7 protein-coding genes and 2 pseudogenes are annotated in these 17,898 nt (G+C 32.3%); 8 read left to right on the top strand and 1 reads right to left on the bottom strand.

The window, feature by feature from the left end:
• Positions 1 to 19 precede the first annotated feature (19 nt).
• From DBT50_RS08885 to DBT50_RS08855, 8 genes and pseudogenes are all read left to right on the top strand, one after another.
• On the top strand, positions 20 to 2,779 hold the full coding sequence (locus DBT50_RS08885) for a DEAD/DEAH box helicase (protein WP_111853495.1): 2,760 nt from the start codon (positions 20 to 22) through the stop codon (positions 2,777 to 2,779).
• A 781-nt stretch (positions 2,780 to 3,560) separates the two neighbouring features.
• Positions 3,561 to 5,093 (top strand): hypothetical protein, encoded by a 1,533-nt coding sequence (locus tag DBT50_RS08880; protein WP_318602835.1) that lies wholly within the window; start codon positions 3,561 to 3,563, stop codon positions 5,091 to 5,093.
• A gap of 2,353 nt (positions 5,094 to 7,446) precedes the next feature.
• Positions 7,447 to 9,055: pseudogene (locus DBT50_RS09655) on the top strand (Eco57I restriction-modification methylase domain-containing protein); the annotation flags it as partial.
• Between the two features lie 209 nt (positions 9,056 to 9,264).
• Positions 9,265 to 11,400 (top strand): annotated as a pseudogene (locus DBT50_RS09650) (DEAD/DEAH box helicase family protein); the annotation flags it as partial.
• A gap of 99 nt (positions 11,401 to 11,499) precedes the next feature.
• Positions 11,500 to 11,718 (top strand): helix-turn-helix domain-containing protein, encoded by a 219-nt coding sequence (locus DBT50_RS08870; protein ID WP_111853410.1) that lies wholly within the window; start codon positions 11,500 to 11,502, stop codon positions 11,716 to 11,718.
• A 1-nt stretch (position 11,719) separates the two neighbouring features.
• Complete coding sequence (locus DBT50_RS08865; protein WP_111853409.1) at positions 11,720 to 13,828, top strand: type I restriction-modification system subunit M; 2,109 nt, start codon at positions 11,720 to 11,722, stop codon at positions 13,826 to 13,828.
• Positions 13,828 to 15,060 carry a restriction endonuclease subunit S gene (locus tag DBT50_RS08860; protein WP_198434785.1) on the top strand — a complete coding sequence of 411 codons (1,233 nt, stop codon included), beginning with the start codon at positions 13,828 to 13,830 and terminating at the stop codon, positions 15,058 to 15,060. Before DBT50_RS08865 ends, DBT50_RS08860 begins: the two co-directional genes overlap by 1 nt.
• A gap of 65 nt (positions 15,061 to 15,125) precedes the next feature.
• On the top strand, positions 15,126 to 16,046 hold the full coding sequence (locus DBT50_RS08855; protein ID WP_111852785.1) for a site-specific integrase: 921 nt from the start codon (positions 15,126 to 15,128) through the stop codon (positions 16,044 to 16,046).
• A 499-nt stretch (positions 16,047 to 16,545) separates the two neighbouring features.
• Here DBT50_RS08855 and DBT50_RS08850 read toward each other — a convergent pair whose 3' ends face one another.
• Entirely contained in the window at positions 16,546 to 17,763 is a 1,218-nt protein-coding gene (locus DBT50_RS08850; protein ID WP_111875578.1) for a restriction endonuclease subunit S, read from the bottom strand.
• Between the last annotated feature and the right edge of the window lie 135 nt (positions 17,764 to 17,898).

Below are 17,898 nucleotides of genomic sequence, written 5' to 3'. Positions count from 1 at the left end.
AGAAGAAAGGGGCGGGAAATTGAAGAATAAGATAAAAATAAATAAAGCCACTGCTAAGGAGCTTTTAAAAGATATTGATAAGTTAACTTTAAATGACCACAATATTATGAATAATAGTGAATTGGAGTCCCTTTTGAAAGAATGCAGTAAAGAATATAATCACTTGATGCAATCTAAATTATCGGATATTAGTTTTTCAGAGTTAAAGCAAGTGGATTCTTTAAATAAGCAAGGTAATATTTTCTTATTTCCGCCCCTAATGCTACCAGGCATATCTTTAGCCTATGAAACTAATAGACGAAAAATAGCCCATCTTTTATTTAACTTTCAAACAAGACTAAAAGTTGAAAAAGAACACTCAGATTTTATAGAGAGCTTAAGAAAGAACTTAGAATTTGTCATTAATAATGATAGAAATAGCTTTGCTTTATTCTTTATGAATAAGAAAAATAGATCTCAACTTAAAGAAAACAAGGAATGGATTTTGGAAAATTATGAGCATATAGAATTGCTAAAATCTAAATTGAAAGAAGCTATCGATAAAAGCTCAGATAACAAAGATTATTTAATAATTATTCAAGATAATAAAGCGGAGATTGACAAAGTTATAGTTAACAAAACTACTTATTTAGAAAATCGTAAAGATAATCTTCTGTTAGAAATTGAAGAATATTTAGGCCAAGTACAAGCTGCAATTAATCTAATTGATGTTCAGTCTTTAGAAGGTGAGATAAAAAGTCAAATTAACCAAATTAAAGAGAAAAAAGGGTTAACTCAAGCTTTAAATCAACCCCTAAGAGTGTTGAATATTTTTAGTGATGAAAAATTACACCTAAATCGTTTAAAGGATCGTGGTATTACTAACTTAGCCGATCTTCAAACTAAGTTGTGGGATGTTAGACCGCGTTCAGGCTTGACTACAGCTGCTTGCTGGAAGATAGAGACTGAACTAAATAAATATCTTGAATATGCTAAAAAAGATTATTATCCAAGAATGGACCTTCAAAAATTAGATTTAGATGAGATTACTTTATTAAAATTAATTTATCGGTATATACATTTGGCTGAAAATGAAGAAAAAAATCTAGATCTATTAAAAGTGACACTTAAACGAGCTCAAAACAATCTCGATAAAATTTGGGATAGACAATTAAATTCTTACCAGATGACTCAATTAGAAGTCACTAAACAAGAGGAAACAGTTAAACTTTACTATTTATTATTTGATTGTTTTAATCAACTAACTGCTATTCCTAAAAAGCTTTGGCAGGTTCCTAAGCTTAGCAATAGTGAAGCAATTAATGATTTTGAAAGTAATATAGCTAAATACTATGCCGTTATCGATAAAGTAAATGGCGGTGGACGAAAAGATACTAATGATTTACCTAGTTTAGTTGTTGATAAGGTAAATAAATTTCAATTGGATAATAGAAGCTTTAAAGGGATTTTACGTCCATATCAAGAATTTGGGGTAAAGTATGCTTTAACTTTTAAGAAGGTGCTATTAGGCGATGAAATGGGTCTAGGAAAAACAATACAGGCCCTAGCTATAGCTAATCATCTAAGTCAGAAGGGCTACAAGCATCATGTAGTACTGGGGCCGTTGTCAATTTTAATGAATTGGCAACGAGAAATAAAAAAGTGGACAACAATGGAAAGTCTTGTATATAGAAATGCTAATCGTGAAGAGGCATTTGAAAATTGGCAAGACCAAGGAGGAGTATTGTTATTGAACTATGAACAAGCTACCCATTTGGTAGAAAATCAATTTTCAATGTTGCCTAGCTTAGTGATTGTCGATGAAGCGCATTATATTAAAAATCCATGGACAAAAAGATCAAAAAATGCTTATCGATTAGCCCAATTAGCTGATTATAATTTATTTATGACCGGGACTCCTTTAGAAAATCGATTGAAAGAGATGAAGCAACTTCTTTCTGTTTTACAGCCTGATTTAGACTACTTTAAGGACAATGATCAAGGCTTCTTTAATGATTATAATGACAATCCCCAAGCCTTTAGAGATGGAATTGCGACTGTTTACTTACGTCGAAAACGTGAGGATGTTCTTAGAGACTTGCCAGAAATTGAAATGGTTGAAATGTGGTCTAGTTTTTCTGAGGAAGAACAAGACTATTATAATGAAGCTGTTATGAGAGGTATTTCTGGATTGCAGATGATGAGACGTGCAGCTTTTTCTGGTAGAGATAGGAAGCACTCAGAAAAAATTGCAAACGCATGTGATATTTGTCAGGAAGCTATGGAAAACGGCGACAAAATAATAATTTTCTCCTTCTTCAAACTGGTTTTAAATAAATTGAAGGATTTCCTAGGTGATAATGTTATCGGAATGATATCTGGCGATGTTTCTACAGCGGAACGTCAGGAACTCATTGACCAATTAGAGAATTCTGGTAAAGGTTCTATTTTACTAGCTCAAATTGATGCTGGTGGGGTAGGCTTGAATATTCAAGCTGCTAATATTGTCATTTTATGTGAACCTCAATGGAAACCGTCTACAGAACAACAAGCGATTGGACGGGTTTACCGAATGGGACAAGCCAAGAATGTGATTGTTTATCGCTTATTAACAGAAGATAGTATAGATGAATCAATGCTGGAACTATTAGGCGAAAAAACAGACTTATTTAATGATTATGCCAATGATTCGGTCGTATCTGATGCATATGATCGTACTGAAGCAGATCCTATAAATGAAAAAGAATTGCAAACTAAGGTATTAGAAATTGAAAGAGAACGTTTAAAAGCGAGTGTATAAGACTACTAAATATGTAATTCTATATTTTAGTAAGAAAAAATAAAGCCACACCCACCTCTATAATAATATAGAGCATGGATGAGGCTTTTTTGAATATAAATCTATTTGTTGCTTTTAAGCAAAAGAGCAGCTGCTTTTTCTCTACGACTGGACAGTTTAGAATATTGAGTTCCATTATGTTCAGGGTTAGTTTCTTCTAAACGATTAAGTCCCTCATTTAAAATAGCAATTTCATTTTCATAATCCTTTAATTTGCGATAAGCTAGGGCGTAAGATTCATATAATGCAGGTGCGTCGTAGCCAAGAAATCTTGCTTCATCGAACAGAGCAATAGCTTCTTTTATCTGTCCCTGTTTCCTGATTTTATCACCTTTTTCCCATAGTGGGAATCCTTCTTTAAAGCCTTTGTCAGGACTATTTTTATTTTTGATTTGATTTAAGGAAACTAGATTATGGATAGGTTTTAATTCAAGTTCTTCAATGTTTATATTTATTTCATCAGGAAGATTTAAATTAATTTCCTGAATCGATTTTTTACCTTGTCCTTGACTAAGAAGTTTTATAGTTTCTGTATCGGTAAGCTGATAACCTAAGGAATAGTATTCATCGATTTGTTTATCAAAAATATCTCGTTAAATACTCTACAATTTTTGATGATAGTGTAATTAAAAAAATAAAAGACAGTAGTTTTCAAAATAAAATAAAAGAGTTTTGTGAAGCTGCTGAAACTATATACAGTAGTTATACTTTTTTTGAAAAAGGTCAATTCACATTTCCAAAATTGAAGAATGTTGCAAAAAATTTAGATTCAGATAATTTTTTTGTAAGAGATAATAAACTTAATTTAAATAATAGCATAGTAATTGGTAATAATGATGAACTACAAGAGAAAATATATGAAATAGAGGGGAAAATTAAAGATATTCCAGAATTTCAACAGATAGAAAAGTTACTAAGTGATACAAAAGGCATATTATTAAGAGATACAATAGAAAACAATCCTGAACTAATAGAGTTTTTGAAAATAGAAAATTTAGATAATTTAAAAAAAGAATTATGGACTTCATATATAAAGAAAGAAAAGAAATCTTTTGATGATTTATTAGAGATATATAAAGAATTAGAGGAGAATATTAAAAATCTCAATATAGACAATACATTGTGGAATCGTTCTTTAGAAATATTTGAAGATAGGTTCACTGTTCCATATAAGATGAAAATATCAAATTTAAAGGGAGCGATAATAGGAGAAAACCTACCACGTGTGGAGTTTATATTTGAAAAGGGTGAAAATCAAGCAAGTTTAGATAGATCAAATTTAGAAAAATTAGACGTGTTAAGTCAAGGAGAGAAAAGATCTTTATATTTGTTAAATATAATATTTGACATAGAAAAAATAAAAAAAGAAAGCAATGAAGTCCTATTTATAGTAGACGATATAGCAGATTCTTTTGATTATAAAAATAAGTATGCTATTGTAGAATATTTGTATGAAATGGCAACAATTGATAATTTTAGAATGATAATTTTATCTCATAATTTTGATTTTTATAGAACAATTTCTTCTAGACTAAATGTACCTCGTACATCTAGATTTATCGTTGAAAACAAACAAGATTTAAATTTGATAGAAGAGAAATATCAAAAACAACCTTTTATAACATGGAAAACTAAACCAGATAAATATTCCTTATTTGCACTTATACCATTTGTTAGGAATCTAATTGAATATAGTTTTGATAAATCTGTTAATGATTCAAGTTATTATGATAGCGATTATGAGCTATTAACTAATTTACTACACAAAAAAGAAAATTCAGGAACTATTAATTTTAAAACTTTAGGGAAAGTATATAAAGAATATATAGGGAGATTTGATATACCAAGTGAGTTTAAAGAGGATGATCTGGTTATAGAAAAGCTTTATGAAACTACTGAAAACTTAACTAGTAACTTAAATTTGCTCGAGCATAAAGTTTTATTATCAATGGCTTGTAGACTTAAAGCTGAGGAAATAATGTTAGATAAAATTAATAATTATAATGGTATGCTAAATTGGAAAGTGAAAAATAATTTGAAAACAGGAGATAAAGCGGAATTTCTGAATCATGTAGATAAAACTAATAATATGACCAGGGTATTATTTGATGCATATAAGCAGATTGCGAATGAAGAACAAATTAATATAGTTAATGAAGTTAATATAATGACTCCAGAAAATATTCATATAAACTCTTTTATGTATGAGCCTATAATGGATATGGATATTAACGAATTATTGAACTTATATGGAAAACTTAAAGAATTAATATAGGTCATTTAATTATATTACATTATAGACGGTAGATTATTTAAAATCTATCGTCTTTTTTATTACTCAAAAAAGGAGGTAGGAAATGCAAGTAAATGATTTTAAGAACATACAAGAAGCAATAAAGTATGAAGTTTTACAAGATGAAAAAGAATATTTAAAACTCTTAAAAGTTATAGGTAACAATCAGAAATATGATTTTTCTAGCCAACTAAGTATATACAACAAAGAACCTGAAGCTAGAGCTTGTGCGACATTTGATATGTGGAAGAAATATTTTGGTCGAGTTGTTATGAGAGGTCAAAAGGGTATTCCAATTTTAGTTGGAAGTGATGTAAATCAAAGAATTTCATATATTTTCGATATTAGTCAAACCACATCAATGGATAGGAATATTAATGAGGTTAGCTTATGGCAGTTTGACCACGAAAACCATAACGAGGCTTTAAAAGAAATAATAAGAGATTCTTCATTTGAAGCTAGTGATTCACTAAACGAAAATATATTTTCTTTAAGTCGAATTTATGGAGATGAATATATTAATTTGGCTATTGCTGATTTGAGAATAGATGTAGAGGATAGACTGAGTTTTGAAAAGTTTATGAGAGACTCAATATCCTATGCGATAGCTAATAGGTTTAATACAGCCTATCCTATGGATATGGAAAATTTAAAAAATAATTTTTCTAGGATTAATACAATTTCTTTAGAACAGATAGGTCTTGTAATATCAAGAGTTAGCGAAGATATTATAGATAGCACAATAGAAAAATCTAAGGAAATGGATCGAGCTAGGCTGCTGACAGAAAGGGCCGCTGCCGACTATAATAGAGATATAGAAAATATAAATGAAGATAGAGGAGGTCAAGATGATTTATATAGACGAGATGATAGGTCAAGAAGTAGAGATGGACGAGTTTTCACAGATGGAAGCGACAGAAGAAATAGCAATGAAGATCGAAGAGAAAACCTTGGACATGATGGAGAAGGATCTGGAATTTATGGAGAGATTTCCGAATCCAACATACGCAGTTCTAAGACTGTCTTACCTGGTAGGGAGCGAAGACATGGAGAACTGGAAGAAACTTCAGAAAATGTACGAGGAGAAAACACTTTTGAACCACCTGAAGGAAATTCAGAATCAGGCAGTGGACTTTATCAAGAGAGAGAAAGTCAAGATGATGAAAGCACAAGGATTGACAGAGAAAATGATGAGAGGGAATCCAGAGGAATACCAAGGACAGATGAACAACTTGATGGCAACAGTGAAGAAAATGGCAATCAAGGAATACGTGGAAGCTTAGAAAATGAAATAAGTCCAGAAAAGGAAGCTGATGAAGCTTCTTTTTTTGATGGCAAAAACACTGAAAATAGAAAAGATTACTGGATTGTAGAATTTAATGAAAATCACGAATTAGTTCCCGATTATAGTGGGCAGATAGTAACTAAAGACTTAATCAATATCCTAAGACAAAAGGATATTGATATTAAAGACCATAATCAAACTCATGGAGAAAATGAATTTGGAGAAATGACTGATGATTATATCGGATATTTCAAATTCTATTTTGATCACTATGTAGACGGCGAAGTTGTCGAACATTATAGAATTGACCTTGGAGATGGTGAAGAAGTTAATGAGCGTGAATTTTCATATTTAGAAGAGCAAGTTGCACTAAGTGAGGAAAAAGCTTCACAAGAAGAAGTTAAGGAAAAGATAGAGCCTAAGTTTAAGATAGGTGATCAGGTTAGATATAAAGATAAGGACTTTACCATTACAGATTTTGATGAACTAAGTGGAGGACTTAAAACTGTAACCATTAGAGATAATATGGAGTATATGGGAGGTATGATTAGGGGTTCGGAAGTAATTCCATATAGAAACGATTCATACCTTGAAGAAATCTTTGAAAATCTAACTCAAACATCAGAAAAATTAGCAGTAAAGGTTGGAAAAGAATTTATTTTAGAAGATAAGAATACCTTTGATGGAATTAACTTAATTGAAGCTGGAACTAAGGTAGAAGTTAATGGGGAAGAATTCCCTTTATATAAAGGTGAAACATTTGAAGAAAGTAGAAAGATTGATGACCTTTTAGATAGTGGAAATTATGAGATATACAAATTATCTGAGCATGAAAAACAAATTGAAAGACAAGTAGAGCAAGAAAGCTTTATAGATAACCACAATCTTGAAATTGACCAAATGATGGATAGATACAATGTTCCAAGAGAAGCAGCCGAAAACTTATTGAGGGGTAAAGAGGATTTAAAAAATCTAGGCTATGAACCTAATAAGGAAAGGCTAAGTTTTGCTAGAAATTATGACTTGAAAAATCATATCTACTCAGAATACCTAACACCATCAGAAAAGCTAGATAAAAATATAAAAGCTATTAAGATGCTCAAAAGACTTGAAAATGAAAATAGGAGTCCAAGAGAGTATGAACAAGCCTATCTTGCTGATTATCTAGGATGGGGTGGTCTTGCCGATGTCTTTGATGAAGAAAAGGGAGGACAATGGCTTGAAGCAAGAAATATTTTAAAAGAAAATCTAACAAATGATGAGTATTTGAATGCTAAAGAGTCTACTCTAACATCATTTTATACACCTAGAGAGGTAATGGATGGAATATATAAGACCATAACAGATATGGGTTTTAAGACTGGGAATATCCTTGAACCATCTGCAGGAGTCGGTAATTTTATTGGAAGTATGCCAAGTGAAATACAAAGCTCTAAAGTCTATGGAGTAGAAAAAGATAGTCTAAGCGGAAGAATAGCAAGGGAACTTTATCCTGAAGCTAACATTCAAATTAAAGGCTTTGAAGAAACAAACTTTTCAAACAATTTCTTTGATTTAGTTATAGGAAATGTTCCCTTTGGAGATTTTAAAGTTAACGATCGTGAATATAACAGAAATAACTTTCTGATTCACGATTATTTTTTTGCAAAGTCTATAGATAAGGTTAGGAATGGAGGAATTATTGCCTTCATAACATCATCTGGAACTATGGATAAAAAAGATGAATCTGTTAGAAAATATATTAATGCAAGATGTAAGTTTTTAGGAGCTATGAGGCTTCCTAATACAACATTTAAAGGACTTGCTGGTACAGAAGTTACATCAGATATTATTTTCTTAAAGAAGAGAGATTCAGTTATAGAAAGAGATGACGATTGGATACACCTAGCAACTGATAAAAAGGGTTTGACTTATAATAAATACTTTGTAGATAATCCTCAAATGGTATTAGGGGATATGAAAGAAGTATCTGGAAGATTTGGAAATACTATTACTTGTGATGAAAAAGAAGACGAAAATCTAAAAGATTTAATGGATCTTGCAAGTAAGGAAATATCTTCAAATTCAAAATATGAAGAAGTTGAACTATTGGAATATGAAGAATTAAGTCTTCCAGCAACAGACGATGTTAAAAACTTTTCTTACACTATTATTGATGAAGAGGTCTACCTAAGAGAAAACTCAGTCTTAATTAAGCAGAATATATCAGACAAAAGCAAAGAAAAGATAAAAGATTACCTTGATGTAATGAATGCTTTAAAAGATGTAATAGAAAAACAAAAGGACGATTTTTCTGATGAAGAAATAAAAGAGTCACAAGCAAAGTTAAATGAAGTCTATGATAACTTTTCAAAGAAACATGGCTTTATTAACTCCTTATCAAACACTAGAGCCTTAAAGGAAGACTCAAACTTTCCTTTAGTATCATCAATAGAAATACTTGATGATGAGGATAATTTCAAAGCTAAGAGTGATATATTTTCAAAAAGAACAATAACAAAGGCAAAGGTAGTAGATCATGTAGATACTTCCCTTGAAGCCTTAGTCTTATCAGTTTCACAAAAAGGATATGTAGACTTTGAATATATGGAATCTATCACAAGTAAAGATAGGGACACCTTAATTGGTGAGCTAGAAGGCGAGATATTTTTAGATATTAAGGATACAGACCTAATAAATAACAGAATGCCCTTTGAAAACTTTAACAATGACGATCCCTTTCATTTTTCATATGTATCAGCTGATGAATATTTAAGTGGCAATATTAGAGAAAAAATTGGCTACCTCAATTCATATATCGGAGAAATTGAAAATGTAATAGATTTAGCACCTTCTGAAAAGAAAGACACATTATTAAACGAGTTAGGCAAACTCAAATATCAAAGAGAAAAATTACAAGAAGTTATGCCTGAAGAACTAACTGCTTCTGATATAAATGTAAGGTTAGGAGCAACCTGGATACCTCAAAAAGATATAGAAGACTTTACTTTTAATCTTTTAAAAACACCAGGCTATGATAGGTGGAATATAAATGTTAGGTTCTCACCACATACAAGTGAATGGAATATTGAAGGTAAGAGTGTTGACTCAACTAATGACCTTGCTAACATGACTTATGGTACAAGTAGAGTGAATGCCTATAAGCTAATTGAGAACGCTCTTAATTTAAAAGATACAAAAGTATTTGACCAAGTAATAAATGATGATGGGTCTAAGACTTCTGTATTAAATAAAAAAGAAACTATGCTTGCAAGTCAAAAGCAGGAATTGATTAAAGAAGAATTTAAGAATTGGATATTTGAAGATCCTGATAGAAGATATAGGCTAGAGAAGATTTATAATGAAAAATTCAATTCAATTAGAAATAGAGAATTTGATGGTTCTAACTTAACTTTTGATGGAATGAATACTGAAATCAGACTACGAGAACATCAGAAAAACGCCATAGCAAGGACTCTTTATGGTGGAAATACACTACTTGCCCATGTAGTAGGAGCAGGAAAGACTTTTGAAATGGTAGCTTCTGCTATGGAATCTAAAAAGTTAGGACTTGCAAGTAAATCATTATTTGTAGTTCCTAACCATCTAACTACTCAAATTGGTAGGGAGTTTATGCAGTTATATCCGTCAGCAAATATTATGGTGGCCGATAAAAAAGACTTTCAACCCAAAAATAGGAAAAGATTTATTGGTAGGATTGCAACGGGAGAATATGATGCGGTCATCATAGGACACTCTCAATTTGAAAAAATACCGATGTCTAAGGAATACCAGGTAAGACATATACAAGACCAAATTGATGATATAGTTTCCTTTATTGATGAGAATAAAAGAAATAGAGGGGAAAATTTCACAGTAAAACAACTGGAAAAGACAAAGAAGAAACTCTTGGTAAGACTGGAAAAACTAAATGATGACTTTAAAAAAGATGATGTAATAACCTTTGAAGAACTAGGAGTAGATAAGTTATTTATAGACGAAGCTCATAATTACAAAAACTTATTCTTGCATACCAAGATGAGGAATGTTGCGGGTATCGGTCAGAGTGAAGCCTTTAAGTCTTCAGATATGTATATGAAATGTAGGTATATGGATGAAATGACAGATGGAAAGGGAGTTGTATTTGCTACTGGTACACCAATATCAAATTCAATGACAGAGCTTTATACTATGCAAAGATACCTTCAATATGACGATCTAAAGGCAAGAGGATTAGAACATTTTGACGCTTGGGCTTCTACTTTTGGAGAAACAGAAAATACCTTTGAATTATCTCCAGAAGGCACTGGATATAGGCAAAAAACAAGATTTTCAAAGTTTTATAATTTACCAGAATTGATGTCTATGTTTAAAGAAGTAGCAGATATAAAGACTTCAGATATGTTAAATTTGCCAGTACCAGAAGCAAGTTTTGAAGTTATTAAAACAAAACCTACTGAGGAACAAAAAGAAATACTAGAAGCTATTTCAGATAGAGCTGACGCAGTTAGAAATAATCAAGTCGAGCCAACAGAAGATAATATGCTAAAAATTACAAATGATGGTAAAAAACTTGCCCTAGACCAAAGATTAATAAACCCACTACTTCCAGATGATCCTAATTCAAAGGTAAATGTATGCGTTAAAAATATCTTTTCAATCTGGGATAAGACAAAAGAAAGCTCATCAACCCAGTTAGTATTTTCAGATATGTCTACACCAAAAGGAGATGGAGAATTTAATATCTATGATGATATTAGGAATAAGTTAGTGAATATGGGAATACCTAAAGAAGAAATAGCTTTTATCCACGAAGCAGATACAGACAAACAAAAAGATGAATTGTTCTCTAAGGTAAGAAAAGGAGAAGTAAGAGTATTATTAGGTTCTACTCAAAAAATGGGAGCAGGTACAAATGTACAGAATAAATTAATAGCTTTACATGATTTAGACGTCCCTTGGAGACCGTCTGATTTGGAGCAGTTCCAAGTGGGACAAGGAAAAAAACAAGGACTATCTCAATAAATACTAACGTAAGCACAAGTATAAAATAGGCTAAAGTGACTTATCAGTCTATTTATGATATAATATATCTTAACAATAAAACGGATAAGGGGTAATAATATGGCAATTTCTTATAAACCATTATGGCACTTATTGGTAGAAAGAGAAATGAACAAAGAAGACTTAAAAAGAGCTGCAAACATAACAAGCAACATAGTTTCAAGAATGAGCAAAAACTCTTATGTGAACTTAGAGTCATTAGAAAAGATTTGCTTGGCATTGGATTGCAAGATAGAGGAAGTTGTAGAAATAGTAAAAGAAGAGGAAAAGGTCAAATAAGATGGGAATAGCAAAAGAGAATATAAAAAATATTGTCGACTTTATCAATAGTCAGCCCAATTCTATAGTTCAAAACTTGTCCACTGAAAATAATAAATTCAGGTATAAAGGAATAATAGAACATAGGACTATTACAGAATATAAGGATGAAGAGCTTGTAAGAGCATATTTATTAACAAAATTAGTAAATGAATTGGGATATCCTGCTGATAGAATAGAGATTGAAAAACAATATGAAGCAGGAAGACCAAATACAATTACAAGCAGAATAGATGTTATTGTCAAAGATAAAAATGATAATGCATTTTTATTTATTGAAGTAAAAGCACCCGATGAATATGCAAAAGACTCAAAAGATGAAATTATAGAAAAGCAACTATTTAATTTAGGAGCATTAGAAAAAGCACAAGGTCATATTGTAAAATATTTGGTTCTATATACTTTAAATGAAGAAACTCTTGATGATGAATGTATGGTAATTGATTATGAAAAAATACCGACATTTGTAGATTGGGAACAAGTAAGAAACGCTACAAATAAATTACCTGCACGCTATGAAAAAGCACAAAAAGTACCTTATATCAAGGGAAGTGAAAATGATTTAAGAACAAATTTTTCTACTGAATATATTACAACCCTACAAAAAGATCTTCACAATGTTTTATGGGGAGGTGGAGGAACAGACGACAATGAGGTGTTCTCTTCACTTGTGAATTTGATTTTAGCTAAAATTCAAGATGAAGATGAAAAAGAAGATGGAGAAAGATACGATTTTCAATCGTTGATGTTTGAAAAAGCCAGTGATGATGATTTTGAAAGCAATGAAACACTGTTTGAAAGAATAAATAATCTTTATAGAAAAGCTTTAAAAGAGAAGTTGTATGTAATAGATGAAAAGGAATTAAATAAATCCTATGTAGTCGATACTAAAAAATTCTCTTTGTCTAAATTAAAATACACCGTTCAACAGCTTGAAAACTTGTCTTTTGTTGATGGGAAAAATAGCTTAAACGGGAAAGATATTCTCGGAGATTTTTTTGAGGGAATAATAAGAGATGGTTTTAAACAAACTAAAGGTCAATTCTTTACACCAATTAATATTGTTAGATTTATGCTATATGCTTCATCTGCTGATAAATTAGCAATAGATAGAATAAAGAATGATAAGGTAATTCCTTATATGGTCGATCCTTCGGCTGGATCGGGATCACTGCTCTTAAATACTAAGAAGTACGCTGATGAAAACGTGGAAAATTCCATCCGTTACTTTGGGCAAGAAATTAACACCTCCACTTACAACTTAGCTAAGATGAATATGATGCTGCACGGGGTGCCAACTGACCATCAGAAGTTACGGAATGGGGATACCTTGGATGCCGACTGGCCCACAGATGAGCCAACCAACTTTGATATTGTTTTGATGAATCCGCCTTACTCGCAAAAATGGTCAGCCGATAAGGGCTTTTTAGATGACCCGCGTTTTGCTGCTTATGGGGTTCTACCACCTAAATCACGGGCTGACTTTGCCTTTTTGCTCCATGGTTTCTACCACTTGCGGACAGACGGTACCATGTGTATTGTCTTACCTCACGGAGTTCTTTTCCGTGGGGCCTCTGAAGGAAAGTTACGCCAGGCTATGCTTGAAAATGGTTATATTGACACAGTGATTGGTTTGCCGGAAAACCTCTTCTACAACACCAGTATTCCTACCACGATTATTGTTTTGAAGAAGAACCGAACCAGTCGTGATGTCTTCTTTATTGATGCGTCCAAGGAATTCGAAAAGGTGAAGACCCAAAATATCTTAACCGAAGATCACATCAATAAGATTATTGATACTTATAATAAGCGGGAAGATGTGGAGAAATACGCCCATAAAGCAAGCTATGAAGAAATCCAAGAGAATGATTATAACCTCAATATTCCTCGCTATGTGGATACCTTCGAAGAGCCAGAACCCATCGATATTGTCCAAGTCAGCAAGGACATGCAAGAAATCAACCAAGAACTGGAACAAACCACAGCCGAATTCTTAGAAATGGTGGATGACTTGCAGGTGACGGACGAAACCGCAGAACTCATTCAGGCGATAAAGGATGTGTTTAAATAATGGCAGAAGAAAGAAAACAACCTGAGTTAAGGTTCAAGGGGTTCACGGATGATTGGATTCAGTGTGAATTAGGCGAATTGGTTGTTCAAAAAAAGTCATATTCTCTTTCAAGATCTGTTGAAGTAGATGAAGAGACAGGTTATAAATATATTCATTATGGAGATATTCATACCAATAAAGTCAACTTAGTTTCGGATGATAGTATATTGCCGAATATAGGCCCAGGAGATTATGAGTTACTTGAGAAAAATGATTTAATTTTAGCAGATGCTTCCGAAGATTATGAAGGCATCGCATGGCCTTCAGTAATAATTTGCACCCCCCTTAACAAAATAGTTGCAGGCTTACATACTATAGTTTTAAGACCTCACAGAATTTCATCTATCTTTCTTTATTATCATATCCATACCCTTACTTTTAGAAAATTTGGAAGCAAGGTTGGAACAGGAATGAAAGTATTTGGAATCACTGCGAAAAATTTATTAAAATATAAGCTATATATCCCTACCTTTGATGAACAGATAAAAATTGAAAAAACTTTATTGCTATTAGATAGCATTATTACTCTTGAGCAGAAAAAAATTGAGAAGCTAGAGCTGTTAAAACAGTACTTGCTGCAGAATATGTTTGCTAACAATGATGGGAATCCTAAGCTAAGATTTGATAATTTTGATGAAGAGTGGATTCAGTGTGAATTAGGTGAAATTCTGGATAAACGAGATGAAAAAATAATTCCTAATGCTGACTATCCATTAATGTCATTTACATCGACTGGTGGAATTGAAGAAAAAGGAGACCGTTATGATCGAAGTTTTTTGGTCAAAAACTCAAACAAAAAATATAAAGCGACAGAATTTAATGATTTGATATATAGTTCTAATAACTTGGATGTAGGAGCAATAGGGCTTAATAAATTTGGAAATGCCTGCATATCTGTAGTTTATGAGATTTTTTCAATAACAAATAATAATCCAGATGTTATTTCTTATATCGTACAGACACCTCGAATATTACACAAAATTATTAGTTATCGGCAGGGGGCTTTATATGGACAATATAAAATTCATTCTACAGATTTTCTAAAAGTAAATATTCTTATTCCAAAAATAGCGGAGCAAGAAAAAATTAGTAATTTCATAACTAATTTAGATAGCATTATTACTCTTGAACAGTCAAAATTAATGGAATACAAAGACCTCAAAAACAAACTCCTCCAATCATTATTTATTTAATATCTCCATAAACTTCCTGATAATAATAAGGTTCGTTAGAACAAATATTATCAGGAGGTTTTATTATGGCAAGAAAACGGAAAGTTCTCTTTCACCAGTATTTTAAGGAGTGGTTTGAGTTGTACAAGTTAGGGGCTGTGCGTGATGTGACCCTGAGAAAGTATGATTTGACTTGGCGGCACTTGCAACGGCTGGCTCCAGACTTAACTTTGGACCAGCTGACCAAGAAAAACTACCAGGGCTTACTTAACCAATTTTCCCAAAGCCATGAGAAGCAAACGACTTTAGACTTTCATCATCTGGTGAAAGGTGCTATTCTCGAAGCTTATGATGAGGGATTAATTGATCGTGACCCGACACGAAAAGTGGTGATTAAGGGAATTAAAGGAAAGGCTAAGAAGGCTAAATATTTAAACCAAGATGAGCTTCACAAGCTCTTGAATCAGCTCCACTTGCAAACAGAGATTTCCTATGACTGGCTCATTCTTTTAGTTGCCAAGACAGGGTTACGTTTCAGCGAAGCCTTGGGTATCACTCCCGCAGACTTCAATTTCAGCCAGCACATGTTGTCGATTAATAAGACCTGGGACTATAAGAAAGATGAAGGTGGGTTTGTTCCGACTAAGAATGTTTCTTCTGTACGGAAGATTCGTTTGGACTGGCAATTAACCCTACAATTTCAACAGTTAATCCAAGGATTTCCTCAGAATATGCCGATCTTTGTTCAGGGACGTATCCATAATTCTACGGTCAACCAGCGCTTGGCTAAGCTATGCCAGCTGGCTGATATTCCAGAAATCACTATTCATGCCTTGCGCCACACTCACGCTTCTTTGTTGCTATATGGGGGCGTTTCGATTGCTAGTGTAGCGAAACGCCTTGGACATGCTAATATGGCAACTACTCAGAAGACTTATCTGCATATCATCCAAGAGTTAGAAGACAAGGATAATAATAAGATGATGGAAATTCTTTGTCAGTTATAGCTTTCAATTAAAATTTTGTACAATTTATTGTATAAAAAAGATGAGGTAAGCGAGGTGGAAGTAACGAATCACAATGAGTTTATACAAAATATGAAATAATTTAATGACATTGTTACTATAGTCAAATCATATTTTGATTGTTTTATGGAGACTTAGCATCTCTTATCTATCGAGTTGTGCTAACCGTTAAAATCTATATCAAGCAATGGATAAAATTGATAGTGACGATTATGATGGTGAGAAAATCTGATGAAAAATCATTGGTGTGACGTTCTGTAATGAACGTGACGGCTGGAAAGAAAACGATTTATTAGATAAGGATTAGGTAAGCCAGAGTCATTAAATATGATCTATCGGGTTACTGATCGCAATGGTTGACCAGACAAGAGCGTTTAGTTTATCAGGTTACAGACGATTCGATTTAAATCTTATCTTGTAAATATCATTACTTAATAAAAGGCCTCTGCTAGTTGTCTCAGCAGAGGCGATTTTATTGAATTTAAATGAATAGAGATGAGAGAAATTTTTGTTTTAATATCTGTATTTTATCTAGTTTAGTTTTCTCAAGAGTAATAAGGGAGTCTAACGTATTAAAACAGTTACCGATCTTTTCTTGTTCTACAGAGTTGGTTGTTCTAATAAGCAAATTGCGTATTTTCTTTAATGATATAAATTTTTGAGTTCCTCCATCTAAATTAATCCGCAACTGTTTAGTTATAAACGGGCAGTGAAGGTAATAATATAAAAAGAGATAAAATATCTGTTGAGTATCTTTGATTAAAGCCACGTTTTTTATTGCGAAAGCAGGTTCTGTATGAATAAGTGCTAAATTACCAATAGTTCCTATCATTCCCATAAGAATATCATTAATATCAACTTTTGAACGATTATTGATTTTTTTATAATCATCTAGAGAAATATAGTTAATATCATTGTAATTTATTTTTCCATTACCTACGTTCTTAGAGGTAATTAATGGAACTCCTTCTGATAGATATTTAGGAGAGTCATGTGTACCATCCCTAACGTCAGCAACATCCTCTAATTTATCTTGACTCCATTCATTATTGAAATTAGTGAACCTAATTTTAGGGTAGCCACTCTTATCTGCAAACATATTCTGCAGCAAGTACTGTTTTAACAGCTCTAGCTTCTCAATTTTTTTCTGCTCAAGAGTAATAATTTTATCTAATCTTTTTAAAAATAATGTGATGATATCTTGTTCTTTTCTTGTTGGATATGAAACCAATACATGAGTTAAATCTGAATTTCTTAAATGTGTAATAGTAGCACCCTGTGCTCGTTTTCTTAATTCTTTTTGACTCTTTCCAAATGTTAAAACTACAGCTAAAAAAATAGAGTTGAGCTGAAACGGCGGGAGGACAATATTTAGATCTCCACCAATTATTATATCTTTAGAAGTTATAGCAGAGGCCCGTGCTATCTCGTCAGGGGTTTCTCCTGAAGATGGAACAACTACTTCGTGTCCTTTACTCTTAACAGCGCCAGTATCATCCGAAACATAGGTATTAGTTTCTGAAATTTCTATTTTATAGTTAGTATATAAACTACCATATAGCAAAATTTGAAATCCGCTACTTACAAGATCATTCTTAGAATATCCTTTACCTTTTGAAAAGTTTGCTAAATTCCCCAACTTATCCTGAATCCAATAATTCTTTCTCCATGACCTAATATATCCCCCTTCATACTCCAAGCATCATCTTTTATACACTTATACCGTTCTCCTGTAAAAATTCCACTGAAAGCCTTTGTTTTCTTTGCTATACTGAAAGTATTATCAAGCGATAAAGATAAATGAAATCTTTGTATCAAGTCAAGAAAAGCAATA

It is taken from the genome of Aerococcus tenax (genome assembly GCF_003286645.3).
GTDB classification, from domain to species: domain Bacteria; phylum Bacillota; class Bacilli; order Lactobacillales; family Aerococcaceae; genus Aerococcus; species Aerococcus tenax.
This window is presented reverse-complemented; position numbering and strand designations above follow the sequence as displayed.